The following is a 23,548-nucleotide window of genomic DNA, read 5'->3' on the forward strand; positions in this document are numbered from 1 at the left end:
CGGGCAACTACCTTTCAGCGACATGGCGTATTGAAAATTCCCTTGCGACCATTAGGACAGGTATAAGCCCTCGTCCGGCGTCGGTAAGCTGATACTCCACGCGGGGTGGCTGCTCGCCAAAGTCTCGCCTCTCAACAAGACGGTCATTCTCAAGCTCCCGCAAATGTTGCGTGAGCATTTTCTGCGAAATGCCCGGCATATCCCGTTTCAATTGAGAAGTTCTCATAGATGGCTCCGCGAAGAGGTGGAACAGAATCGGAAGCTTCCAGCGACCGCTGATCATTCGAAGCATCCTGGTGACATGCGCGACTGACCCGTCCGGACCCAGGCATACCGACCGCTCTTCGTGTTCTACAGGCACTTTAAAGTGCGTAATTGTTTCGATCATCGTTCTGTTCTCTTGTGAGGTATCAACTTCAAGATGGGTACCGCGCAATGGATTTGAAACTGGACGGGAAGACAGCGCTCATCACCGGGAGCAGCAAGGGCATAGGAGAAGCGATCGCCAAGGGGCTCGCTCGTGAGAAGGCGGTCGTCGTCGTCCACGGCCGCGACAGGGCGCAGACGGAACGGGTTGCCGAAGACGTCATCATTGAAGGAGGACGCGCCTATGCCGTTGTGGGAGACCTCACCATTGATGACGACGTGCGGCGGCTCGTCGCCGAGGCGCAAGCGCTCGCCGGTCCGATAGACATCGTGATCAACAATGCCGGCGGCTCAGGCGATACGGAGGACTGGACGAATAGTCGCCCCGCTTCATGGGCGTCCGCCTACGATCGCAATGTTGTCGCCGCCGTGAGAGTAACGACCCTGCTGCTGCCGAGAATGCGGCAGGCCAAGTGGGGACGGGTCGTCAATATTTCCAGCCTGACCGGCTTGATGCCGCCAGCCTCCAGACCGGATTACGCCGCTTGCAAGGCGGCCATGAACGCGATGACGGTCTCCATGGCGAAAGCGGTCGCGGCGGACGGGCTCACAGTCAATACGGTATCGCCCGGCACGATACATAGCGCCAGGTTGGACGCCCGGTTTCGTGAGGTGGCCTTGGAGCAGAGGCTTGCGAAAGACGCTCCGTGGGAAACGATCGAGCAAACCGTGCTACCTATGTTCGCCCAAGTCCCCGTCGGTCGCGTGGGAACCGTGGAAGAGATCGCCGATGCTGTTTCCTTCCTCGTCAGTCCGCGAGCCGGGTATATAACCGGCGTCAATCTGAGGCTCGATGGCGGAATGTTGCCGACCGTCTAGGAAGAGTTGGGTGGCGATGACCGCACTAAGCCGCAAGAATGCTTTCAGGCGTATGTCACGACCCAAAAGTAAAAGCCTTGACCGCATCGCGGTCGGGGCTTTGTTCATTCAACGCTAGCGCAACTCCAAGAAAAGTCCGTGGCGGTTTTCCGTCCGGAATTGCGTAAAACAAAGACTTGGCGACCTCTTCAGGAGAAGAGCTCTTTATCCTTCATGCGGCAAGCTTGCTGCGTGCATAATGGCCGCTTCAATTGTTCTGGAACTGCTTGAGCACGCTGGACCAGAGCTCGACCAGTTCGGCACTGCCTACATCAGCCGGCTTTGCACGTACGGCCGTGTGGACCAGCACGAGATGTGTTGCAGGATCGACGAGGATGCGTTGGCCGGCTCGACCGTCCAGAAAGAACGTTCGGCGCGGGCCGGGCATCAGCCAGGTTTGATAGCCGTAGCCCCACGGGTTCGTCTCACGATTGACTGCGAGGAACGAGCCTTGCTTAATCGGCTGCGTCGCATCGAGCAGCCACTGGCGCGGTATGATCTGCCGGCCGTTCAAGGCGCCATCATGGGCGAGCAGCAGGCCAAAGCGAGCGTAGTCGCGCAATGTCGCGCTAAAGCAGCAGTAGCCGACCTCTTGGCCTGAGCTGTCGACCTGCCAACTCGCGCTGGCTTCCGCACCCATCGGTTGCCATATCCGGGATTGGAGATAGTCCGACATGGTCATATGGGTGGCATGGGTCAGGACCAGGCTCAGCCCTTCGGTATCGAGATTGCTGTAGTGCCAGACCGTGTCCGGAGCAGCGACCCGCTTGTTATATCGCGACACGGCTGCAATCGGGTCGAGCTTTTCCGGGCCGAGCAATGAGTTGCTGAGACGAATATTGTCGTCGGGATTGCCGAAGTTCTCGGTGAAGGCAATGCCGGAGGCCATATGCAGCAGCGCTCGGATCGGCGTGCCGCCCATTTCTGTGCCCTTCAATTCCGGTACATAGGTCTGCACGATATCGTCAACGGAGTGAATGGCACCCTCGGAAAGCGCAATCCCGATAAGCATGCCAGTCAATGTTTTCGCCATGGATTGAGAGACGAGGCGGTCGCGATCGGTACGGCCATATTGATAGTGTTCGAACAGGATCGTGTCGTCGTGTGCAATCAGCAATCCCGTGGTGGGATTGGTGTCCAGATACTTCGACAACGACGCGGTTTCAGTGCCGAAGGTGAACTTGATTGAAAGCTCGGATGGGGCGCGCAGCAGTGGTAACGGGTGCTCGGCGGCTGCGATCGTGTGCGTTTGAGCAAGCTGATCGGCGTGACTGAAGTTGCCGATCATGTTCCGTTGTTCGCTCAGCGGCAGACCGACGGGATAGCCAAGTTTCTCACCGTACGCCTCTGCGTCTGGTCCGGTCGGGGAAAAGACGGGAACAGCCGGCTGCAACTGTTGGGCGCGAGCAATGTTTACTTGAGCAACTAAGACTACAGCAAGAGCAGCAACAAAACTGCGCCAAGCAAGCATATGGCAACCCCTCTATCTGGCCCCTTTTATTATAAGTGGGACAACCTGGTGCCGTGTTTTTGTAACATCCATTTGACATGGTTTGTTTTCCGATATCACAGCAAACCTATTCTCGCCATTGTGACAGATGTGACTTGCGCTGTTCTGAACGATCGGCTGGCTATTGCCCGAACGCAAAAAGCCCCGATCGCATCGCGACCGGGGCTCTCGTTCATTCGAGCGCTGGCTGAAATCAAGCAGCCTTTTCGCTGTCCTTCGTCCAGCTGCCCTTGGCGGCGAGATAGTTCATCTCGGCGCGATGGGTGAAGGCGCGCTGGCCGGCGGCGACGTTCTCGGCCTTGCCGCCCCAGGCCTTCAGCGCGCTGTCCTGCAGGGCGCGGCCATAGGAGAAGGTGACCTGCCAGGGCAGATCGTAGCCGGAGTTGATGGCGGAGAGATGGGCGGTTGCCTCTTCCGTCGACTGGCCGCCGGAGAGGAAAGCGATGCCCGGCACGGCGGAAGGAACGGTTTCTTTCAGAACTTTGACAGTGCGCTCGGCAACCTGTTCGACGGAGGCCTTGCGGACCTTCTTGCCGTCGATGACCATGCTCGGCTTCAGGATCATGCCTTCGAGCTTGATGCGGGCTTCAGCGAGCTCCTGGAAGACGATCTGCAGTGTCCAGCGGGTCACTTCCTCGCTGCGGTCGAGGCTCTGCGTGCCGGGTTCGCCATCCATCAGCACTTCCGGCTCGACGATCGGAACGATCTTGGCCTGCTGGCAAAGGGCGGCATAACGGGCGAGCGCATGGGCGTTGGCCTTAACGGCGCCATAGGTCGGCAGCGTGTCGGAAATCGCGATCACACCGCGCCATTTGGCGAAGCGGGCGCCGGCTTCGTAATATTTCGCCAGGCGATCGGCGAGGCCGTCGAGACCCTCGGTAATGGTTTCGCCGGGAAAACCGGCCAGCGGCTTGGCGCCGACATCGACCTTGATGCCGGGAATGCTGTCTGCAGCCTTGATGATATCGACGAAGGGGGTGCCATCCGCAGCCTTCTGGAAAAGGGTTTCCTCATAGAGGATGACGCCGGAGATGTACTTCTTCATGGCGTCGTCGGAGCGGAAGAGCATCTCGCGATAGTCGCGGCGGCTCTCTTCCGTTGATACGAGAGAGATGGTGTCGAAGCGCTTCTTGTTCGTGGCGGTGGATTCGTCCGCCGCCAGGAGGCCCTTGCCACCAGCAACCATCTTTACGGCAATGTCTTCAATTCGTTCGCTCATTTTGTTTCTCCAAGGCGATTTCAGTCGGCGACAGGATCAATATAGATCGGCGATAACAGAAGTGTAGAAGGAGGGAAATGGCAGGCTAACTAATTGAAACGATTGAAATGATTTCAACCGTTTGAATGTTTTGTATGCCATCGTAGCACTCATGGAAAAGCCGCGAAAGTCTTGGCTTTCGCGGCTTCCGTCAATCATGGCGCTGAGGCTTGATTACTTGGCAGACTGCAAAACGGCGACGCCGGGGAGAACCTTGCCTTCCATCCATTCCAGGAAGGCGCCGCCGGCGGTCGAGACATAGGTGAAGTCGTCGGCAACGCCGGCGTGGTTGAGTGCCGAGACGGTGTCACCGCCGCCGGCGACCGAGGTCAGCTTGCCGGCCTTGGTGCATTCAGCCGCATATTTGGCGACCGCGACGGTGGCGGCATCGAAGGGAGCGATTTCGAAGGCGCCGAGCGGGCCGTTCCAGACCAGCGTCGTGGCGCGGCCGATCCAGCTGTTGACGGCCTCCACCGACCTTGGGCCGACATCGAGCACCATGGCATCGGCCGGGATGGCGTCGATCGCCACGACCTCGTTATCGGCGCCGGCCTTGAATTCGCGCGCGATGACGCCGTCTTCCGGCAGGACGATCGCGCAGCCGGCCGTGGCGGCTTCGATCATGATCTGCTTGGCGGTGTCGGCGAGATCGTGTTCGCAGAGCGACTTGCCGACATTGGTGCCGCGCGCGGCGAGGAAGGTGTTGGCCATGCCGCCGCCGATGACAAGCGCATCGACCTTCTTCACGAGGTTCATCAGAAGGTCGATCTTGGTGGAGACCTTGGCGCCGCCGACGATGGCGACGACCGGGCGGACCGGATTGCCAAGACCCTTCTCCAGGGCTTCGAGCTCCGCCTGCATCGTGCGGCCCGCATAGGCCGGCAGCAGGTGGGCGAGGCCTTCCGTGGAAGAGTGGGCGCGGTGCGCGGCCGAGAAGGCGTCGTTGACATAGATATCGCCATTGGCGGCGAGCGCCTTGGTGAAGGCTGCGTCGTTCTTTTCCTCTTCCTTGTGGAAGCGGGTGTTTTCCAGCAGCAGGATGTCGCCATTGTTCATCTTGGCAACGGCGTCAGCTGCCGGAGTACCGATGCAATCTGAGGCAAAGAGAACGGCATGATCCAGAACCTCTTCCACGGCGGGCACGATAAGACCAAGCGAAAGGTCCGGGGAGGGGCCATCCTTCGGGCGGCCGAAATGGGCAAGCAGGATGACTTTGGCGCCCTTTTCGGACAGTTCGAGAATCGTCGGAGCGACACGTTCGATGCGGGTCGCATCGGTGACCTTGCCATCCTTGACCGGCACGTTGAGGTCCACGCGCACGAGCACGCGCTTGCCGTTGATGTCGGTGAGATCGTCGAGAGTCTTGAAGGCTGCCATGGGAGGATCCAATGTTGTTGGTGGCGAAAAGTGCGCCGACCATACTACGGATGATCGGAGACGCAAGGCCATTCAGGCGTCGTTTTTCCCGGCATTTGAATCGTTTGAAACGCCGTCCTCCGGGTGTTCCCGGCGCTTTTGCAGGTGAGCGCGAATGCTCTTAAAAATATCGTGGAGATTGATGAAGATCGGAAGGATGACGGGCGGCTCCACCGCTTCGAGCGACATGCCGACCGACTGGATATGGTCATTTTCGTCGAGATCGCGGACGATGAGGATGATCTCGCCCAGGCGAATGCGATCGGCATAATCGGCCTTGCCGCCCAGGCGATGACGCATGAGTTCGGCGATGGTGAGCCCCTTCTCCTGTTCGCTCAGCAGCCCCGGCCCATAGGCCGCATCGAGATCGGCGGCGGGGCGCAGCGGCGAGATCGAGAAGGAGCCGAAGAATTCGGCATCATCGGGATCCACGGGCGCGCGGCTGGCAAAGAGCCGGTCGAGAAGCCGGGAATAGTTGGGCGAGATGAAGAGATAGACGATATCGTTTTCGCGCAGCCGGCCGGCATATTGATAGCGCATGGATTTGCCGTCGCGCACGACGAGCGAGGGCATGGCCCAGCGCGGTATGCGTTCGCCACGCAGAACCGGACTGTCCTTCACGACACGATAGGAGAGAAGTTCGTGGTTGACGGTGCCGGGCAGGTCGACTTCGACTTTGTCGATCGCTCCCATGCGCGGGGGAACGATGAGGCCAAGGCGGCGCGCCATGGGCTTGATGGTCCAGCCCTGGACGAGCAGCGACACCAGCACGACGATGAAGGCGACGTTGAAATAGGTCTGCCCTGCCTGCAGATTGCCGAGGATGGGCATGATCGCGAGAAGGATGGAGACGGCGCCGCGCAAACCGACCCAGGCGACGAAGCCGGTCTCGCGCTGGGTGTAATCGAAGGGCAGCAGGCAGAGCCACACGGCGATCGGCCGGGCAATGAAGATCAGGAAAAGAGCCAATGCCACGGCAGGAACGGCAATGGCCGGGAATTGCGACGGCGTGGCGAGCAGGCCGAGAACGAGGAACATGATGATCTGCGCCAGCCAGGTCATGCCGTCCTGGAAACGCTTGATCGAGGCTGAGGCCGGCATCCTGCGATTGCCGGCATAGATGCCGGCGACGTAGACGGCCAGGAAGCCGCTGCCGCCGACGGCGCCGGTGAAGGAGAAGACGAGGAGCGCCAGGGCCAGCACGAAGATCGGCGTCAGGCCGCGATCGGTTTCCAGCCGGCTGACGATGAGCACGATCATCATGCCGCCGAGCAGGCCGAGGATGACGCCGAGCCCCATCTGCTGGACGAAGGTGACGAGCATGGCGAGATTGATGCCGGCATAGCCTTCGCCGCTTGCCAGCAGCTCGACCAAGGCCAGCGTCAGGAAGATCGCCATCGGGTCGTTGGTGCCGGATTCGACTTCCAGGGTTGAGCGCACCTTGTCGCGGATATTGATGCCGCCGATGCGCAGCAGGAAGAAAACGGCGGCAGCATCCGTCGAGGCGACGATCGAGCCCAGCAACAGGCCCTGCAGCCACGTGAAGCCGAGCAGCCAGGTGGAGGCAAGGCCGAATAGCGCCGCGGTGGCGATGACGCCGACAGAGGCGATGGTCAGCGCCGGTGCCGCGGCAAGCTTGAAGGCCTGGATCGGCGTGCCGTAGCCGGAATCGAAAAGGATGATGGCAAGGGCCAGGGACCCCAAAATATAGGCGAGATAATTGTTGGAGAATTCGATGCCGAGCCCGTCGGTGCCGGCGACAAGCCCGATCATGAGGAACAGCAGCAGCAAGGGTGCGCCGAAACGGAAGGCGATAAGGCTGGAGAAAGCCGCAATGAGAACAAGGACCGTGCTGACCAGCACGATGACGTAAAATGCCTCCACCTTGTCTTCCCCTTTCCGTGCGCCGCTGCCGGGCCAAGAGCCCGGAATACGGAAATCCCTTCGTCATCCCATCATGCAGTCTTGCCGGCCATATTGGCAAATATGGCTTTATTCAGAGGAGAGCTTTACGACTGAAGCCCGCTCTGACGATTGCGACGGCATGGTGTGATGCGCTTTTGCCAGAACGGCGAAGCGGCTTGGAATGCCCTGGGAGACTTCCTACCCAAATTTTATTGGTAAATCTGGACCATAGCAGGGCAGGGAGAGCAAAGATTGGGGCGTTTTGAAGGGCAATTGCGATTGAGGCCGAAAGGCTTGTGTGTGGATCCTCGGGTCAAGCCCGAGGATGACGATGTATTGGGTATGCCTGCGGGCAAACGATAGCTTTCTTGGACAGGATCTCACTGTCACCACGCAGCCAATCAGCGAAATGCATCTCGAACGTCGGCATGTTTCTTTGGCCTACCCCAAAGCCCGTCATCCTCGGGCTTGACCCGAGGATCCATGCACAAGCTCGCTGCTCACCGAATGAGCAGGGGATCGAAACCGATACTGCAGCTCAAACATCCACGCGTCTGAAATAGATCGGATAGTCGATCACCAGCCCATCCTCGTCGACCGGAAGGTCGGCGGTGAAATCCCTGTCTTCGGCGGCGTAGCGATAAAGTTTCTGCGGCACGATGCAGGTGTAGTGCTGGCCGTCGCGCACCGGCTCGAAGGTGTCGAACGGGATATAGAGCATGGAAAGTTTGGCGGTTCCGTTTTCCGGCCTCATGTCAAGCCGGCGAATCGGCAGGCTGTTGGTGAAGGGCGAGCCGTAGAGATCGATATCGATGCAGCCATCGAATTGCGGCAAGGCCACGCCATCCTCGGTGCGCCAATGTCCCTTGCCGTCCGACATCAGCGCGAGACGGCGTCCATCGGTGGTTTCGACGGAGAAGGAAAGAACGGCCCAATCGGCGGAGCAATCGATGCGGTAGGAAACGCCGTAGGGCGTGCCGCCGCGTGCGCCAATAATAATGCCGGCGGCGCGGATGGCCGCGGCGCCGGCATTGTCGAGAGGGGTGATCGTCAGATGCTCCAGCCCGTCTCCTTCCATGGGACGCCAGCGGACTGTCGTCGGAAGGAGAGGGCGGAAGGCCATGATCAGATCAGCTTGGCAAGTGCGACGGCCGTGTCGGACATGCGGCTGGAGAAGCCCCATTCATTATCGTACCAGGACAGGACGCGCACGAAGTTGCCTTCCATGACCTTGGTCTGGTCGGTCGCGAAGATCGACGAGTGGCTGTCATGGTTGAAGTCGCGGGAGACCAGCGGCTCGTCGGTGTAGCCGAGGATGCCCTTCAGCTTGCCGTTCGATGCAGCCTTGATGGCTTCATTGATCTCGCCGACCGTCGTTGCTTTCTTGGCCACGAACTTAAAGTCGACAACCGAGACGTTCGGGGTCGGAACGCGGATCGACGTGCCGTCGAGCTTGCCCTTCAGGTGCGGCAGAACGAGACCAACGGCCTTTGCGGCGCCCGTCGACGTCGGGATCATCGACAGGGCTGCGGCGCGGGCGCGGTACAGGTCCTTGTGCATGGTGTCGAGCGTCGGCTGATCGCCGGTGTAGGAGTGGATTGTTGTCATGAAGCCGTGGTCGATGCCGACGGCATCGTCAAGAACCTTAACGACAGGCACCAGGCAGTTCGTGGTGCAGGAAGCATTGGAGATGACCAGGTGCTCCTTGGTGAGCTGGTCGTGGTTGACGCCGAAAACGACCGTCAGGTCGGCGCCGTCAGCAGGAGCCGAAACGATGACGCGCTTGGCACCGGCCGTCAGGTGGGCGGCGGCCTTGTCGCGGGCGGTGAAGATGCCGGTGCATTCCATGGCGATGTCGACGCCGAGATCGCGATGCGGCAGGGTTGCCGGGTCCTTGATCGCCGTGACCTTGATCGGCTTGCCGCCGCCAACGATGATCGTGTCGCCTTCGACCTTCACTTCGGCGGGGAACTTGCCGTGGATGGAATCGTAACGCAGCAGGTGGGCGTTGGTCTCGACCGGACCGAGGTCGTTGATGGCAACGATCTCGATATCGGTGCGGCCGGATTCGACGATTGCGCGCAGGACGTTACGGCCGATGCGGCCAAAGCCGTTGATAGCAACTTTTACAGTCATTGAATTTCACTCCCATTCACTCAGGGTGTTTATCTATTGGATTTGAGAGCGCTTGTCAGCGCCCTCAGGAAAGCTTTGCCTCGGCGGCGGCGACAACGGCCTCCGTCGTGATGCCGAAATGCTTGTAGACGTCCTTGTATGGAGCGGAAGCGCCGAAGCCCTTCATACCGATGAAGGCGCCTTCCGGTCCGATGAAGGCATCCCAGCCTTCGCGAACGCCGGCTTCGACGGCAACCTTGACCGGCGAGTTGCCGATGACGTCCTTGCGGTAGGCGTCCGGCTGCTCGAAGAAGAGTTCGGTGCAGGGAACGGAAACGACGCGCGTGGAGACGCCCTTGCCTTCCAGGACCGCACGAGCGGCGACGGCGAGTTCGACTTCCGAGCCCGAAGCGAAGATCGTCACCTTGGCGTCGGCATTGCCGGCCAGCGTGTAGGCGCCGAGTTCGCAGAGATTCTTCTCGCTATATTCCGTACGAGCGGCCTGCAGGTTCTGGCGCGTCAGCGCGAGACCGGACGGGCGGTTCGTCGTCTTGATGGCGATCTGCCAGCATTCGGCCGTTTCCGTTGCGTCCGCCGGGCGGAACAGCTGGAAATTCGGGATGGCGCGCAGGCTGGCAACCTGCTCGACCGGCTGGTGGGTCGGGCCGTCTTCGCCGACGCCGATGGAATCATGCGTCAGGACGTGGATGGCACGGATGCCCATCAGGGCGGCGAGGCGCAGCGGCGGACGGCAATAATCCGAGAAGATCAGGAAGCCGCCCGAGTAGGGGATCAGACCGCCATGCAGGGAAATGCCGTTCATCGCGGCAGCCATGCCGTGTTCGCGGATGCCCCAGTGCATGTAACGGCCGGAGAAATCGGTCGGGGTGATCGACTTCATCTGGCTGGTCTTGGTGTTGTTCGACGGCGTCAGGTCGGCGGAGCCGCCGAGGGTTTCCGGCAGGAAGCCGTTGATGACTTCGAGCGCATCTTCCGATGCCTTGCGGGTGGCGACCGTCGGCTTGGTTTCGGCGAGCTTCTTCTTGTAATCGCTGATGGCGGCGTCGAATCCAACAGGCAGCTTGTGATCGAAGCGGCGGGTGAACTCGGCCTTCCTGGTGGCATCGGCGGCGGCGAGGCGGCCTTCCCAGGCTTCGCGGATGCTGATGGAGCGTTCGCCGGCGGCACGCCATTCACCAAGGACGTCGTTCGGGATGACGAAGGGTTCGTAGGGCCAGTCGAGTGCGACGCGGGTCGCGGCGATTTCCTCGGCGCCGAGCGGCGAGCCGTGGACCTTATGCGTGCCCTGCTTGTTCGGAGCGCCGAAGCCGATGATCGTCTTGCAGGCGATCATCGTCGGGCGGTCGGACTGGTGGGCGGCTTCGATGGCGGCGCTGATGGCGGCCTGGTCGTGACCGTCGACTTCGATCGTGTTCCAGTGAACGGCCTTGAAGCGGGCGACCTGATCGGTCGAGTCTGAAAGCGAGACGGCACCGTCGATGGTGATGGAGTTGTTGTCCCAGAAGAGGATCAGCTTGTTGAGCTTGAGGTGGCCGGCAAGGGCGATCGCCTCATGGCTGATGCCTTCCATCAGGCAGCCGTCGCCGCACATGGCGTAGGTGTAGTGATCCTGCAGGTCGGCGCCGAATTCCTCACGCAGTTTGCGTTCAGCGATCGCCATGCCGACGGCATTAGCAATGCCCTGGCCGAGCGGGCCGGTGGTGGTTTCGATGCCGGTGGCGTGGCCATATTCCGGATGACCTGCGGTCTTGGAGCCGAGCTGGCGGAAGCGCTGGAGCTCTTCGACCGTCATGTCCGAATAACCGGTGAGATAGAGAACCGAGTAAAGCAGCATCGAGCCGTGGCCGGCCGAAAGCACGAAGCGGTCGCGGTCCGGCCAATGGGGGTTCTTCGGATCGAAGCGCAGATATTTGCTAAAGAGAACGGTGGCGACATCAGCCATCCCCATCGGCAAACCGGGGTGACCGGAATTGGCCTTCTCGACAGCATCCATGGCAAGGAAACGGATCGCATTCGCCATCCGGTCGTGTTGTTCGCGAGAGTTCATGGGTTTTTCCGCAGTGTTCCGGGTTCGGGGGATGGCCGCACGCTTGGGAGGGAGGGCCATCGGTTGAAAGGCGGATGAAAGCGACACTCTTCCGAACGTCATTTCCAACGTCGCCTCAGGCGGCTGAGACATAGCAGTTGGGGCGAGCAAGTCAACAAATCGAGGGCTCAATCCGACCCTCCCGCGGCAATTTTTTAACATTTGCCCGTTCACTTTTACAAAAGACGACAATGATGCGACAAGGCCTGTGCAGCCGGAAAAGGCGGCATTCATCCACAGAATAGGGGGGGTGCCACATGACAGCCTTTATTGACGTGCTGTTGCCGAGTTGAATATTGTTGCGAAATCAGACAAGTGGCTGGATGTTTTGATTCGGGCCTTGCGCGGAGAAGCGAAGGGTATGACACCTTCAGGCAAAACGGTGGACGCGGCGCTCGCCCAATTGCGCCAGGCACTCTCGACTTTGGAGAGCGCCGTCGACGGACGGTTCGAGCGGGAACGGGCGCAAAGCGATATAGAAGGCGAGGTCCGCAGGGTTCACGCCGATCGTTCCCGCCTTGCCCAGGAATTGGACCAGGCCGAGTTCCGTGCGAACCGGCTCGAGGAGGTCAATCGTGAAGTGTCGCGCCGGCTGGTTACGGCGATGGAAACCATAAGAGCCGTGCTGGACCGCTGATCCCTCGGGAGGCAGCCGTCGCAGCGCGGCAGTGATCGGAAAGTCGAATGGCGCAAGTAACGGTAACGATCGACGGCAAAGCCTACCGGATGGCCTGCGAAGAGGGGCAGGAAGACCATCTGACAGACCTCGCCAATCGCTTCGATCGCTATGTCATGCATTTGAAAAGCCAGTTCGGCGAAATCGGCGATCTCCGGGTGACCGTCATGGCTGGCATCATGATCATGGACGAAGTGTCGGAATTGACGCGGCGCGTGTCTACGCTGGAGGCCCAATTGGAAACCCTGACCAGCAGCCGGGATACCACCGTGGCGGCCAATGCGCGCGCCGAGGAAACGCTGGCAAGCGTCATCGATGAGGTGACGACGCGTATTCACGGCATTACCGAGAAGCTTCTGGAGCGGCCTGGCGCCGAGCAGGCTTGAGTTTATTTCTGGGGCTGCGCATCGGAGCCCTCTGGTACAAAGCTTCAAAGCTCTTTATATAGTTCAGGCGGTCTGCGCTTCCCGACAGGAACCACAATCCCTGGGGCCATACTCGATCCAAAGGGAGCTGTCCCTGACTAGGCCCGTGGGCCTGGACACACGGCGCCCACCTACGTTTGTAGGCACCCAGGATCGTAAACATCCATCGGTCGTCGTGGATCGCTCTCAAATTTTCCGGCCTATGGCGAATTTTCCGGCCTATGGCCAAAGAAGGGCGCCGCGCAGTTCTTCCGCCGCGCTGACGCCACTCCTCCTCCCCTTAACTTTTCGACCGCAGATAGGCGCCGCGCTCGAGTTCCGCCCGGTTCGTCGCGCTGCGCAGCCGCAGCAGATCCTTGCGGGCAATCAGGCCGATGAGGTGGCCGGTCTGCGGCTCGACGACGGGAACGCGTCCCGTATCGGCGTGGATCATGATGTCGGCGACGCGCCCGACGGTGTCCTCGGCATGCGCGACCGGGAGTGACGTATCGGAGATCACGTCATAGAGCGATTGATCCATGAGGTCCGGCTCGCTCTGCCAGCGCAAGGCGTCGGCGCGCGAGATCATGCCGACGAAGCGGTCATTCTCTCCGACGACGGGATAGAAGCGATGAGCATCCGGCCGCTCTGTCATCTGCGCCAGCGCTTCCGATACGCGCATGGATGCCGGCAGCGTGTCCACCTTGGCGATCATGATATCGCGGGCGCGGGTCAGCTCGAACGGATCAATGCCATATTCGCGGGTGATGTGCTGGCCGCGACGGGCGATCTTTTCCGTCAGGATTGATCGTTTCAACAGCAGTACGGTGACGGCATAGGCCGCGACCGTTGCCGCAAGCAAAGGCACCAGCGCGCTCGTATCTCCGGTCAGTTCGACGGCGAAGAAGGTGCCGGTGAGGGGCGCGCGCATGGTGCCGCCCATCATCGCCGCCATGCCGAGCATCGCCCAGAAGCCGGGATCGCCGGGCAGGACAAGGCCGACGAGCCAGCCGAGTGCGCCGCCGAGGATGAGCAGCGGCGCGAGCACGCCGCCCGATGTGCCCGAGGATAGTGCCACCAGCCAGATACCCGCCTTGACCAGCAGGATCGCCAGCACTGCACTGACGGCGATATGGCTGTGCAAGAGATCGGCGATGATGTCGTAACCGACGCCCAGCGCGCGCGGCTCGATCAATCCGCCAAGTCCGACGATGAGACCGCCGAGTGCCGGCCACCACATCCAGTGGATCGGTAGCTTTTCGAAGGCATCCTCGATCTTATAGAGCAAGGTGGTCAGCAGGCCGGATTGCAGGCCCGAGACGATGCCGAGGCCGGCGGCGAGCACGATGCCCCACCAGGAGAGCGACATATCGAAATGAGCGGGAAAGAGCGCACCACTGCCGATCAGCAATGGACGCCAGATGGCTGAAACGCAGGCGGCGACCGCGACCGGAATGAAGCTGCGTGGCTTCCATTCGAACAGCAGCAATTCGACGGCGAGCATGACGGCCGCGATCGGCGTGCCGAACACTGCCGTCATGCCGGCGGCCGCGCCGGCAACCAGCAGGGTCTTTCTCTCGGCGGCACTCATGTGAAAGAGCTGCGCAAAGAGCGAACCGATGGCGCCGCCGGTCATGATGATCGGGCCTTCCGCGCCGAAGGGGCCGCCGGAGCCGATCGAGATCGCCGATGACAGGGGCTTGAGCACCGCCACTTTCGGCGACATACGGCTGCCGCCGATCAGGATCGCCTCGATGGCTTCGGGGATGCCGTGGCCGCGGATCCTCTCCGAGCCATAGCGCGCCATCAGGCCGATGACGAGGCCGCCGAGAATGGGAGCGGCCACCATCCAGGGCGAGCGCGCCACCGTGGTGAAGAAGAGCGGCTCGGTGCTGATCTTGAACAGCCAGACGGCGTTGCTGACGAGCGCAATGAGATTGATGAGCACCCAGGCCGCGAATGCGCCGCCGGTGCCGACGACGAGTGCCATGGCAATCAGCACCAGGACGCGCTTGTCCGTGGTGAAATCGCCATTGTCCTTGCGCGAGGCGCCGGCGGAAAAATCGTGACTGTGGCTTTGTGAGGTGGGTATGTCCTGCATGGGGGGCCTTCTGTGCTAAGCGCGCGCGGCCGTCCTTCAGCCGCTTCCCGCTTCGAGATGGCAAATATATCGTAATGCGATATAAATCAACCAAAGCGCATCGCGATCTGCAAGATTCGTTTTCGGCACTATAGTTCCTTGATCTGGAGCACTGCGTTGCCGCAAAACCGCTGAAGATTTCGCGTGACATGATTTGGGACCGCGAACGGCGGCGATAAGGACGATTTGATGGTGCGACGTTTGGATGAAGCTCTTTCGCAGGCGGATTACGAGGCGCTGGCGACGCTGCGCCATACCCTGCGCAAATTCATGGATTTCAGCACCTCGGCCGCCCATGAGGCCGGTCTGCCGCCGCAGCAGCATCAGGCGCTGCTTGCCATCAAAGGTAACGCCGCCGGCGAGGCGATGACGATCGGCATGTTGGCGGAAAAGCTGCTGATTGCCCCCCATACGGCGACGGAACTTGTGGGGCGGCTGATCGACGGCGGCTATGTCACTCGCCATCCAGATCCCTTGGACAAGCGTCGCCAGACCCTGCAATTGACGGAGAAGTCTGAGGAGGTTCTTCAGCGGCTCAGCTCGATCCATCTGGTCGAAATCCGCGAGATGGCGCCGAGGCTGATCGAAATCCTCATGCAGCTTCAGGCAGATGTCCGTAGTGGCTGAAGGCGCCATGGCCGGTGTTGGCCGGCCGTGGCGCTGAAGATCATAGACCGAGGCGGATGCCGCCGTCGCAGATCAGCGTATGACCGCTGGTAAAGCCGTTGCCGATCAGGAAGGCGATGGCTTCGGCGATCTCCCGTGGGTTGCCGACGCGGCCAACCGGTGTGCGCGCTGCGAAACCGGCAAAGGTCGGTTCTTTCTGCTCCGCCGACAGGAAATCCCACCAGGGCGTATCGACGACGCCCGGGGAAACGCAGTTCACCCGGATGGGCTTGAGTTCGACGGCGAGGATCGGCGCCAAAGCGGCGATGGCGGCATTGATGGCTCCGAGCCCTGCTGTTCCGGGCATGGCGGCCTGCGCCGAGACGGCGGAGACGAAGGTGATGCTGCCCTGTTTCGAAAGATGGGGAAGGCAGGCCTGCGCACAGGCGAAATGCGCCAAAGTCTTCTGCTCGAAACCTTTTCTGACATCGGCAAGATCGACGGTGGCGAAGGGACCAGCCCCGTTTCCACCGCCCAATGCCAGGACGAGATGATCCAGCGGTCCGATCGCCTGGAAGGTTTCGACAAGGCCGGCAAAGTCGGCCGCATCCACGACGGTGGCGGTGACATCGTCATTCAGGCTTCGCGCGGCTGCCTGAAGTTTCTCCGCATCGCGACCGGTGATCGTGACCCGATATCCTTTTTCGAGAAGGTGGGCGGCGGTCGCAAGGCCGATGCCGGAGGAACCACCGACAATAACTGCGTGTTGAGACGACATGGGTTGTCTCCTTTCTGGGCGAGGAAGTTGTGGGAAGGCTATCGCTCAGGCGAGGCGGGTAAGGCTTTGGCTGAGTGTTCGCAGGTTCTGTCGCGCGGTTGGGTCATAGGCCTGGGCAATGGCGCGGGATGGGCGCAGCCCGTCGTAATAAAGGCCCGTACGGCCTTCCAAGGCGCTGCCGACAGCCAGATTGAGGATGGCATCGGCGCCCTGATCGACGGAACTCAGCGGTGCGACACCTGCCTGGCGCACCATGGTGGTGTCCATATAGGTTGCTGGGTGCAGGCAGTTGACCGTTACGCCGGCGCCGGCAAGCTCCTCGGCAAGATCAAAGGTGAAGATGATCTGCGCCAGCTTGCTCTGGCAATAGGCGCGCACGCCGCTGTAGCCGCGGGTCAGCATGACATCGGAGAAATCGATGGCCTGTTGACCGACCGAGGAAACATTGACGATGCGGGCGGGAGCGCTCGCCTTCAAGAGCGGCAGGAGCCGGCGCGTCAGCAGAAAGCCGGCGAGATAGTTTACCGCAAAGCGTAGTTCATGTCCGTCGCGGCTCTCCTGGCGTCCGCCGCCGCCACTGGTGCCAATGCCGGCATTGTTGATCAGGACGTCAAGCCGCTCGTGGTCGCGTTCGACGGCATCGGCAAGTGCACGGACCTCGTCCAGCGCGGAGAAGTCAGCGAGATGGATGGCTGCATTGCCGCCTTTATCACGAATGCCGGAAACCACCTCTTCAGCCCGCGCCGGGTTGCGGCCGTGGACCAGTACCTTGGCACCCATCTCCGCCAGTCTTTCGGCAACCCGCCGGCCGACGCCATCGGTCGAGCCCGTGATCAGGATCGTCTTACCGCTCATGTCCATCGCAACAGCCTCCATGTAGCTTGCATCCGATATTTGGCAGGTTCCGGAGGCAACAAACAGTTCCGACTTTATCCTAGTATTAATCCTGCTATGATAAGCGATGACCATCAATCAGAACCAGACCATTCTCGAGGCCCGGCGTCGCGAATTCGCCGCCTTCCTGCGCTCTCGCCGAGAAAAATTGACCCCGGCAAGCGTCGGGCTTCCGGTAGGGTTTCGGCGCCGTACGCCGGGGCTCAGGCGCGAGGAGGTGGCGTTGCTCGCCGGCGTCGGCACCACCTGGTACACATGGCTGGAACAAGGCCGGGACGTGCGCGCCTCAGCGGAGGTTCTTTCGGCGCTGGCCGATGCCCTGCGTCTCGATCCGGCCGAGCGGCGGCATCTCTTTACCCTCAGCGATCGGCCGTCGGCGGAGGTTCCCTCGCGCGGACCCGAGGATGTGCCGGACGCGTTGCTACACATGCTTGCGAGCCTTAAAGGCCAGCCCGCCTACGTTCTCGGCCGGCGCTGGGATGTACTGGCCTGGAACGCGGCGGCCGTCGCGATATTCGGCGATTACAGCCGGCTGCAGGGCGATGCGCGCAACAGCATCCATCGGGTCTTCACCGATCCTGCCCATCGGCAGCTATTGGTCGATTGGGAGATAGTGGCGGCGAATTCGCTGGCGATGTTTCGTGCCGACAGTGCCCGCTACGCCGGCGATCCGGATTTCGAGCGGCTGATCACCACCTTGACGCAGGCAAGTCCGGAATTTCGGGCATGGTGGCCGAGACAAGACGTGTTGCGGCCGCTGACCGGTCACAAGCGCCTGCGCCATCCCGAAGGCGGCCTTATGACATTCGAATATACCGCGCTCGCCGTCATGGATCGGGCCGATATGAAGCTGGTGGTCTATACCCCGCTCGACGAGGATGGATCGAGCGACAGACTGGAGCGGCTATTGAGCCGAGTTGGCGCGGCATAACCTCCCGGCTTCCATCGACCGCAGCCATACTTCGCTTTTCAGCCTTCCAAATCGCTTTTCAGCCGATCGAGGATAGTGAGCGCGTGGCCGGCATAAGCGCTGATCCAGCGATCGTGGATCTGCTTGATCGGCAGACTGTTCAGATGGTTCCAGCGCTCGCGCCCGTCCTTTTTCGCGATCACGAGGTCTGCTTCCTCCAGCACTTTCAGATGCTGCATGACAGTGCAGCGGTCCATATCCGCGAAGGCCTCGCAGAGCATGCCTGTCGTTCGCGGCGCATCCTTGAGCATATCCAGAATTTCGCGCCGGCGACGATGGGCGAGTGCCTTGAAGATGAGATCGCTATCCGATTCGTTTAACATGTTATGTTTTTATAACATAATGGGAGCAATCGCAATGGAGCGATCACGACAGACGAACAATGGAGGAGATGCCATGACATTGAATGTTCGGATTTCAGGACGGATCGGCCGCAAGGTCGGTGAAGTCTTCGATGCGGTCGTCAACCCGAAGAAGCTTTCGAGCTATTTCACCACCGTCGGCGGCGCCAGCGCACTACTGGTCGCGGGGACCACCGTCATCTGGTGGAAAAACGCGCCTGTCGAAGTCAATGAAGTGGAGGAGAACAAGCGCATCGTCTTTCACTGGGAAGGCGGCACCGGTGAGGATGGCGTTCGCTACAGGACGAAGGTCGAGATGACGTTCGATGCCCTGGACGATGGTGGCACGCTTGTCGTCATCGAAGAATCCGGCTGGCGTGACGACGAAGCCGGACGTCGCGGCACCTATCTGAATTGCGAGGGCTGGACGCAAATGCTTTGCTGCATGAAGGCCTTCGTCGAATATGGCATCAACCTGCGCGAAGGCTTCTTCCTGAGCGAAATGCGCGGCGAGCCGGCGGACGCGCCGGATCGTTGAAGAAAGTCCGACACCGACAAAACATGCTTCCGGCTTGCCCGCACCAATCCGTGCCGGCGGCCGGTTTCATTTTTGCCTTGCTGATGTCGCGTGACAGGAATCTTGCCGAATGCCCCGCCTCGGACGGTCTGCCGGATGCAGAGCAATGCCCGACCATAGGGCGACCCAGCAGATGACCGCGTCGCAGATTCCTGATAGGGAGCAACAGCGGGGAGGGGAAGATCACTTTTGTGTGTGGATAAGCTCCAAAAGCCGGGTGAATGACAAAATCCTTTAAATAATAACAGATTCATTGGTGGTGGAACGGGGCCTGCGCCAAAATTGCCTAAATTCAGAAGGATGGGAGCGCGCGTCACAACGGGCCTGTCGAAAGAAGTGTATGCGGCAACACGAAGACACATCGTCGGTGTTACTGGACATTCCCAACAATCGGGACCGGCAAAGGTCACTATAAACAGGTAGAGCATGTCGAGCCCAATCGATCTGGAAAATGCCGATGAGGAATTGGAAGAGCGTGGCGGTTTCGTCGGCGTGCTGAACCGCTATCGCGCGCTGATCGTCGCTCTTCTCACCGTCGCCGTCTTCTGCATCGCCGCCTATGCGATCTATGACCTGACCAATGAAGTGCGCTATGACGACGTCGTCCACGCCCTGACGACAACGAAGATCTCTTCGGTGCTCCTCGCGCTGCTGTTCACCGGCTTGAGCTTCGCTTCCCTGATCTTCTACGACCAGAACGCGCTTGAATATATCGGCAAGCGGTTGCCATTCCCGCATGTGGCGCTGACCTCCTTCAGTGCCTATGCGGTCGGCAATACCGCCGGCTTCGGTGCGCTCAGCGCCGGCGCGATCCGCTATCGCGCCTATACCCGGCTCGGTCTGTCGCCCGACGACATCACCCGCGTCATCGCCTTCGTCACGCTCGCCTTCGGTCTCGGGCTGGCAGCCGTCGGTGCGATTGCGTTGCTTGTTATCGCCGATGAGATCGGCCCGTTGATCAATGTCAATGGATTGTGGTTGCGGCTGGTCGCCATTGCCATCCTGGCCGCACTTGCTTTCGTCGTCTATGCCGGCCGCAACGGTCGCGAGGTGCGCATCGGGCCGATCGCTGTCCGCCTGCCGGATTCGCGGACCTGGTCGCGGCAATTCCTCGTCACCGCCTTCGACATCGCCGCATCGGCCTCCGTGCTTTACGTGCTGCTGCCGGAATCCTCGATCGGTTGGCCGGGCTTCTTCGCCATCTATGCCATCGCCGTCGGTCTTGGCGTGCTCAGCCATGTCCCGGCCGGCTTCGGCATCTTCGAGACGATCATCATCGCCTGGCTCGGCAGCTCGGTGAACGAAGATGCGGTGCTGAGTTCGCTGGTCCTTTATCGCGTCATCTACAACGTTATCCCGCTCGTCATAGCGATTGCCGCGATCTCCGTGGCGGAGCTGCGCCGTTTCGTCGATCATCCGGTCGCTTCGAGCATGCGCCGCATCGGCGCCCGTCTCATGCCGCAGCTGCTGTCTGCTTTCGCGCTGCTGCTCGGCATGATGCTGGTCTTTTCGAGCGTGACGCCGACGCCGGACCGGAACCTGATCGTGCTTTCCGACTATCTGCCGCTGTCGCTCGTCGAAAGCGCCCACTTCCTGTCGAGCCTTCTCGGTCTTGCGATCATCGTCGCGGCGCGCGGCCTCAGCCAGCGTCTCGACGGCGCCTGGTGGGTCGCGATCTTTTCGGCACTGCTGGCGCTATTCTTCTCGCTGCTGAAGGCGATCGCCCTCGTCGAGGCCGGGCTGCTCGCCTTCTTCGTCTTCAGCCTTATGGTCAGCCGCCGTCTGTTCAGCCGGCCGGCTTCGCTGCTCAACCAGACGCTTACCGCCGGATGGCTGACGGCGATTGCCGTCATCTGCATCGGCGCTGTCGTTGTCCTGTTCTTCGTCTATCGTGATGTCGGATACAGCAACGAGCTCTGGTGGCAGTTCGAGTTTGCCGACGAGGCGCCGCGTGGCCTTCGCGCAGCGCTTGGCATTTCCATCCTCTCCTCGGCGATCGCGATCTTCAGCCTGCTGCGTCCAGCGACAAAGCGGCTGGAGCCTGTAACCGACGATGCGGTGACGCGGGCCGTCGAAATCGTCCGCAAGCAAGGTGTGGCCGACGCCAATCTGGTGCGCATGGGCGACAAGAGCATCATGTTCTCCGAAAAGGGTGATGCCTTTATCATGTATGGCAAGCAGGGCCGCTCCTGGATCGCGCTGTTCGATCCGATCGGCCCGCGCCAGGCGCTGCCCGATCTCATCTGGCGCTTCGTCGAGGCGGCGCGAGCCGCGGGATGCCGTTCGGTATTCTACCAGATTTCGCCGGCGCTTCTGTCCTATTGTGCGGATGCCGGTTTGCGTGCCTTCAAGCTCGGCGAATTGGCCGTGGTCAACCTTGCCAATTTCGAACTGAAAGGCGGCAAATGGGCCAACCTCAGGCAGACCGCGAGCCGCGCGGTTCGCGACGGACTAGAATTTGCCGTTATCGAGCCTCAGGATATACCTGCAGCAATGGATGAGCTTGCCCATGTGTCGGACACATGGCTCGCCGATCACAATGCCAAGGAAAAGAGCTTTTCGCTTGGCGCGTTCGATCCGGATTATGTGTGCTCGCAGCCGATCGGCGTGTTGAAGAAGGATGGTAATATCGTCGCTTTTGCGAATATCCTGATGACGGAGACCAAGGAGGAGGGGTCCGTCGACCTGATGCGTTTTTCGCCTGATGCCCCGAAGGGTTCGATGGACTTCCTGTTCGTGCAGATTCTCGAATACCTCAAGGGGCAGGGCTTTCAGCGTTTCAACCTCGGCATGGCGCCGCTGTCGGGCATGTCGAGACGGGAATCGGCGCCGGTTTGGGACAGGGTCGGAGGAACTGTCTTCGAGCACGGTGAGCGCTACTATAACTTCAAGGGGCTTCGTGCCTTCAAATCCAAGTTCCATCCCGAATGGCAGCCGCGCTACCTGGCTGTTTCGGGAGGTGTCAGTCCAATGATCGCGTTGATGGATGCCACATTCCTCATCGGAGGCGGACTTAAGGGGGTCGTGAGGAAATGATCTTGAAATACGCAATGTCGTTGGCTTTCGCCGGCATGGTGTCGCTAGGCCTTCTGGTATCAGGCCCCGCCCGCGCTGAAGCCGACGATGCCAAATATGATCTGGGCGTGATCCCGGCGCCGCATATCATGCGCCCGCAGGGCAAGGTGACGGGCGAAGTCGTTCTGATTTCCGACCTTGCCGGCTGGAGCGACAAAGAAAAGGCAGTCGCCGATAAGCTCGTCGCCAACGGCACTCTGGTCATCGGCATCGATTATCCGTCCTTTCTGGCTTCGCTCAACAAATACGACGTCAGCCAGAACGACGGCTGCATCTACATCGTCTCGGATCTGGAATCGCTGAGCCAGCAGGTGCAGCGATCCTTTGCCGACAGCACCTATCAGCTGCCCATCATTGCCGGCGTTGGCGCAGGCGGCGCCATGGCGCTGACCATTGCCGCCCAGACGCCGGATGCGACGGTCGCCGGCACGCTGGCCGTCGATCCGACAGCCGGTATCGGTCTGAAGCAGGAGCTCTGCACGCCGGCCGAGAAGAAGACCGATGGCGATATGGTGTCCTTCGGCCTGCAGGAAGGCGCGCTGCCCAACCCGATCCTCGTGACCTTCACGCCGAGTGCACCGAAGGACGGGCGCGACCATGTCGAGGAGATCCAGAAGGAACATCCCGACGTCCAGTCGACGGATTCCGACAATGGCGATACCTATGCGAGCCTCGAGGCTTCGCTTGCCGATCTGATGAAGTCGATCGATAGTTCCAAGTCGCCACTCGGCCTCCCCCTCGATGTCCTGGAAACGACGCCGACCGAGGATACGCTTGCGATCGTCTATTCGGGTGACGGCGGCTGGCGTGATATCGACAAGGAAGTCGGCAGCTATCTGCAGGATCAGGGTATCCCGGTCGTGGGCGTCGATTCCCTGCACTACTTCTGGTCGGAGCGGGATCCACAGCAGACGGCCGACGACCTTGCCCGCATCATCGATTTCTATACCAAGCGCTTCAAGGTCAAGCATGTGGTGCTGGTGGGTTATTCTTTCGGCGCCGACGTGCTGCCGGCGAGCTATAACCGTCTGAAGCAGGCCGAGAAAGACAAGATCGTCCAGATGTCGCTGCTGTCGCTGTCGCAGAAAGTCGACTATGTGATCTCGGTCATGGGCTGGCTCGGCGCTTCAAGCGCGGGTAAGGGCGGCGATCCTGTCAGCGATCTCAAGTCCGTCAATCCGAAGATGGTGCAGTGCGTCTACGGCAAGGACGATGACGAGGATGTCGCATGCCCGCTACTGAAGGGCACTGGCGCTGAAATCATCGCCATGAATGGCGGTCATCATTTCGACGACGACTACGAGGCTTTGGCGAACCATATCATCAATGGCCTGAAGAGCCGCCTCGGCGAATAGCATTCATGGCGCGCGGCATCCCTGCTTGCCGCGCGTCTCTCCTGTCCTTCCCCGTTAGCGCAGGCAGATGCCTTTTCCTGGACGCTCGGCGCAGCATTCATTTGCTTCTTGCTGCGGCTGTCGCTAGTCGGGAAGGA

At 60.7% G+C, this 23,548-nt stretch carries 20 protein-coding genes and 1 other RNA gene; 9 read left to right on the top strand and 12 right to left on the bottom strand.

Translation table 11 applies throughout. From position 1 onward, the window contains the following. Positions 1 to 7: 7 nt before the first annotated feature. Positions 8 to 388 carry a winged helix-turn-helix transcriptional regulator gene (locus FP026_RS09525; protein WP_149634384.1) on the bottom strand — a complete coding sequence of 127 codons (381 nt, stop codon included), beginning with the start codon at positions 386 to 388 and terminating at the stop codon, positions 8 to 10. A 47-nt stretch (positions 389 to 435) separates the two neighbouring features. On the opposite strand from FP026_RS09525, the gene FP026_RS09530 reads away from it, so the two are divergent. Then, on the top strand, positions 436 to 1,245 hold the full coding sequence (locus FP026_RS09530) for an SDR family NAD(P)-dependent oxidoreductase (RefSeq protein WP_149634385.1): 810 nt from the start codon (positions 436 to 438) through the stop codon (positions 1,243 to 1,245). A gap of 247 nt (positions 1,246 to 1,492) precedes the next feature. On the opposite strand, the gene FP026_RS09535 is transcribed toward FP026_RS09530, so the two are convergent. The 7 genes from FP026_RS09535 to tkt form a co-directional block, all read right to left on the bottom strand. Further along, complete coding sequence (locus FP026_RS09535; RefSeq protein ID WP_149634386.1) at positions 1,493 to 2,755, bottom strand: serine hydrolase domain-containing protein; 1,263 nt, start codon at positions 2,753 to 2,755, stop codon at positions 1,493 to 1,495. 232 nt (positions 2,756 to 2,987) lie between these two features. Continuing rightward, positions 2,988 to 4,013: a class I fructose-bisphosphate aldolase gene (locus tag FP026_RS09540; RefSeq protein WP_149634387.1), complete on the bottom strand. Its 1,026-nt coding sequence runs from the start codon at positions 4,011 to 4,013 to the stop codon at positions 2,988 to 2,990. A 213-nt stretch (positions 4,014 to 4,226) separates the two neighbouring features. Further along, a complete protein-coding gene (locus FP026_RS09545; RefSeq protein ID WP_149634388.1) occupies positions 4,227 to 5,429 on the bottom strand; it encodes a phosphoglycerate kinase in 1,203 nt (400 codons plus the stop codon). 72 nt (positions 5,430 to 5,501) lie between these two features. Further along, positions 5,502 to 7,352 (bottom strand): potassium/proton antiporter, encoded by a 1,851-nt coding sequence (locus FP026_RS09550; protein WP_149634389.1) that lies wholly within the window; start codon positions 7,350 to 7,352, stop codon positions 5,502 to 5,504. Between the two features lie 559 nt (positions 7,353 to 7,911). After that, on the bottom strand, positions 7,912 to 8,496 hold the full coding sequence (locus tag FP026_RS09555; protein ID WP_149634390.1) for a putative glycolipid-binding domain-containing protein: 585 nt from the start codon (positions 8,494 to 8,496) through the stop codon (positions 7,912 to 7,914). A gap of 2 nt (positions 8,497 to 8,498) precedes the next feature. Next, positions 8,499 to 9,509: a type I glyceraldehyde-3-phosphate dehydrogenase gene (gap, locus tag FP026_RS09560; RefSeq protein ID WP_149634391.1), complete on the bottom strand. Its 1,011-nt coding sequence runs from the start codon at positions 9,507 to 9,509 to the stop codon at positions 8,499 to 8,501. A 64-nt stretch (positions 9,510 to 9,573) separates the two neighbouring features. Beyond that, positions 9,574 to 11,556, bottom strand: a complete 1,983-nt coding sequence (gene tkt, locus FP026_RS09565) for a transketolase (RefSeq protein WP_149634392.1) — start codon at positions 11,554 to 11,556, stop codon at positions 9,574 to 9,576. Between the two features lie 400 nt (positions 11,557 to 11,956). On the opposite strand from tkt, the gene FP026_RS09570 reads away from it, so the two are divergent. The 3 genes from FP026_RS09570 (at position 11,957) to ssrS (ending at position 12,882) form a co-directional block, all read left to right on the top strand. After that, positions 11,957 to 12,232, top strand: a complete 276-nt coding sequence (locus FP026_RS09570; RefSeq protein ID WP_015341018.1) for a DUF4164 domain-containing protein — start codon at positions 11,957 to 11,959, stop codon at positions 12,230 to 12,232. Between the two features lie 47 nt (positions 12,233 to 12,279). Then, positions 12,280 to 12,657 (top strand): cell division protein ZapA, encoded by a 378-nt coding sequence (locus tag FP026_RS09575; RefSeq protein WP_149634393.1) that lies wholly within the window; start codon positions 12,280 to 12,282, stop codon positions 12,655 to 12,657. A gap of 66 nt (positions 12,658 to 12,723) precedes the next feature. Continuing rightward, a non-coding RNA gene (gene ssrS / locus FP026_RS09580) (6S RNA) lies at positions 12,724 to 12,882 on the top strand. A 94-nt stretch (positions 12,883 to 12,976) separates the two neighbouring features. On the opposite strand, the gene FP026_RS09585 is transcribed toward ssrS, so the two are convergent. Next, complete coding sequence (locus FP026_RS09585) at positions 12,977 to 14,776, bottom strand: chloride channel protein (RefSeq protein WP_149634394.1); 1,800 nt, start codon at positions 14,774 to 14,776, stop codon at positions 12,977 to 12,979. Between the two features lie 228 nt (positions 14,777 to 15,004). Here FP026_RS09585 and FP026_RS09590 point away from each other — a divergent pair, with 228 nt between their 5' ends. After that, on the top strand, positions 15,005 to 15,442 hold the full coding sequence (locus FP026_RS09590; RefSeq protein ID WP_149634395.1) for a MarR family winged helix-turn-helix transcriptional regulator: 438 nt from the start codon (positions 15,005 to 15,007) through the stop codon (positions 15,440 to 15,442). A 40-nt stretch (positions 15,443 to 15,482) separates the two neighbouring features. Here the strand turns inward: FP026_RS09590 and FP026_RS09595 are convergent, their stop codons facing one another. Next, a complete protein-coding gene (locus tag FP026_RS09595; RefSeq protein ID WP_149634396.1) occupies positions 15,483 to 16,199 on the bottom strand; it encodes an SDR family oxidoreductase in 717 nt (238 codons plus the stop codon). A gap of 45 nt (positions 16,200 to 16,244) precedes the next feature. Then, positions 16,245 to 17,060 carry an SDR family NAD(P)-dependent oxidoreductase gene (locus FP026_RS09600; RefSeq protein WP_149634951.1) on the bottom strand — a complete coding sequence of 272 codons (816 nt, stop codon included), beginning with the start codon at positions 17,058 to 17,060 and terminating at the stop codon, positions 16,245 to 16,247. A gap of 100 nt (positions 17,061 to 17,160) precedes the next feature. Between FP026_RS09600 and FP026_RS09605 the strand changes: the two genes are divergently transcribed. Further along, entirely contained in the window at positions 17,161 to 18,024 is an 864-nt protein-coding gene (locus FP026_RS09605) for a helix-turn-helix transcriptional regulator (protein WP_149634397.1), read from the top strand. Positions 18,025 to 18,062: 38 nt separating this feature from the next. On the opposite strand, the gene FP026_RS09610 is transcribed toward FP026_RS09605, so the two are convergent. Next, entirely contained in the window at positions 18,063 to 18,386 is a 324-nt protein-coding gene (locus tag FP026_RS09610; protein WP_149634398.1) for an ArsR/SmtB family transcription factor, read from the bottom strand. A gap of 73 nt (positions 18,387 to 18,459) precedes the next feature. Between FP026_RS09610 and FP026_RS09615 the strand changes: the two genes are divergently transcribed. The 3 genes from FP026_RS09615 (at position 18,460) to FP026_RS09625 (ending at position 23,411) form a co-directional block, all read left to right on the top strand. After that, a complete protein-coding gene (locus FP026_RS09615) occupies positions 18,460 to 18,942 on the top strand; it encodes an SRPBCC domain-containing protein (protein ID WP_149634399.1) in 483 nt (160 codons plus the stop codon). Between the two features lie 465 nt (positions 18,943 to 19,407). Beyond that, the gene (mprF, locus tag FP026_RS09620; RefSeq protein ID WP_149634400.1) at positions 19,408 to 22,017 is read left to right on the top strand and encodes a bifunctional lysylphosphatidylglycerol flippase/synthetase MprF; all 2,610 of its coding nucleotides are present in this window, start codon (positions 19,408 to 19,410) and stop codon (positions 22,015 to 22,017) included. Continuing rightward, positions 22,014 to 23,411 carry a virulence factor gene (locus tag FP026_RS09625; RefSeq protein WP_149634401.1) on the top strand — a complete coding sequence of 466 codons (1,398 nt, stop codon included), beginning with the start codon at positions 22,014 to 22,016 and terminating at the stop codon, positions 23,409 to 23,411. Before mprF ends, FP026_RS09625 begins: the two co-directional genes overlap by 4 nt. The last annotated feature ends 137 nt before the right edge of the window (positions 23,412 to 23,548 follow it).

The organism is Martinezella tropici, assembly GCF_008370325.1.
Taxonomy (GTDB): Bacteria; Pseudomonadota; Alphaproteobacteria; order Rhizobiales; family Rhizobiaceae; genus Rhizobium; species Rhizobium tropici_B.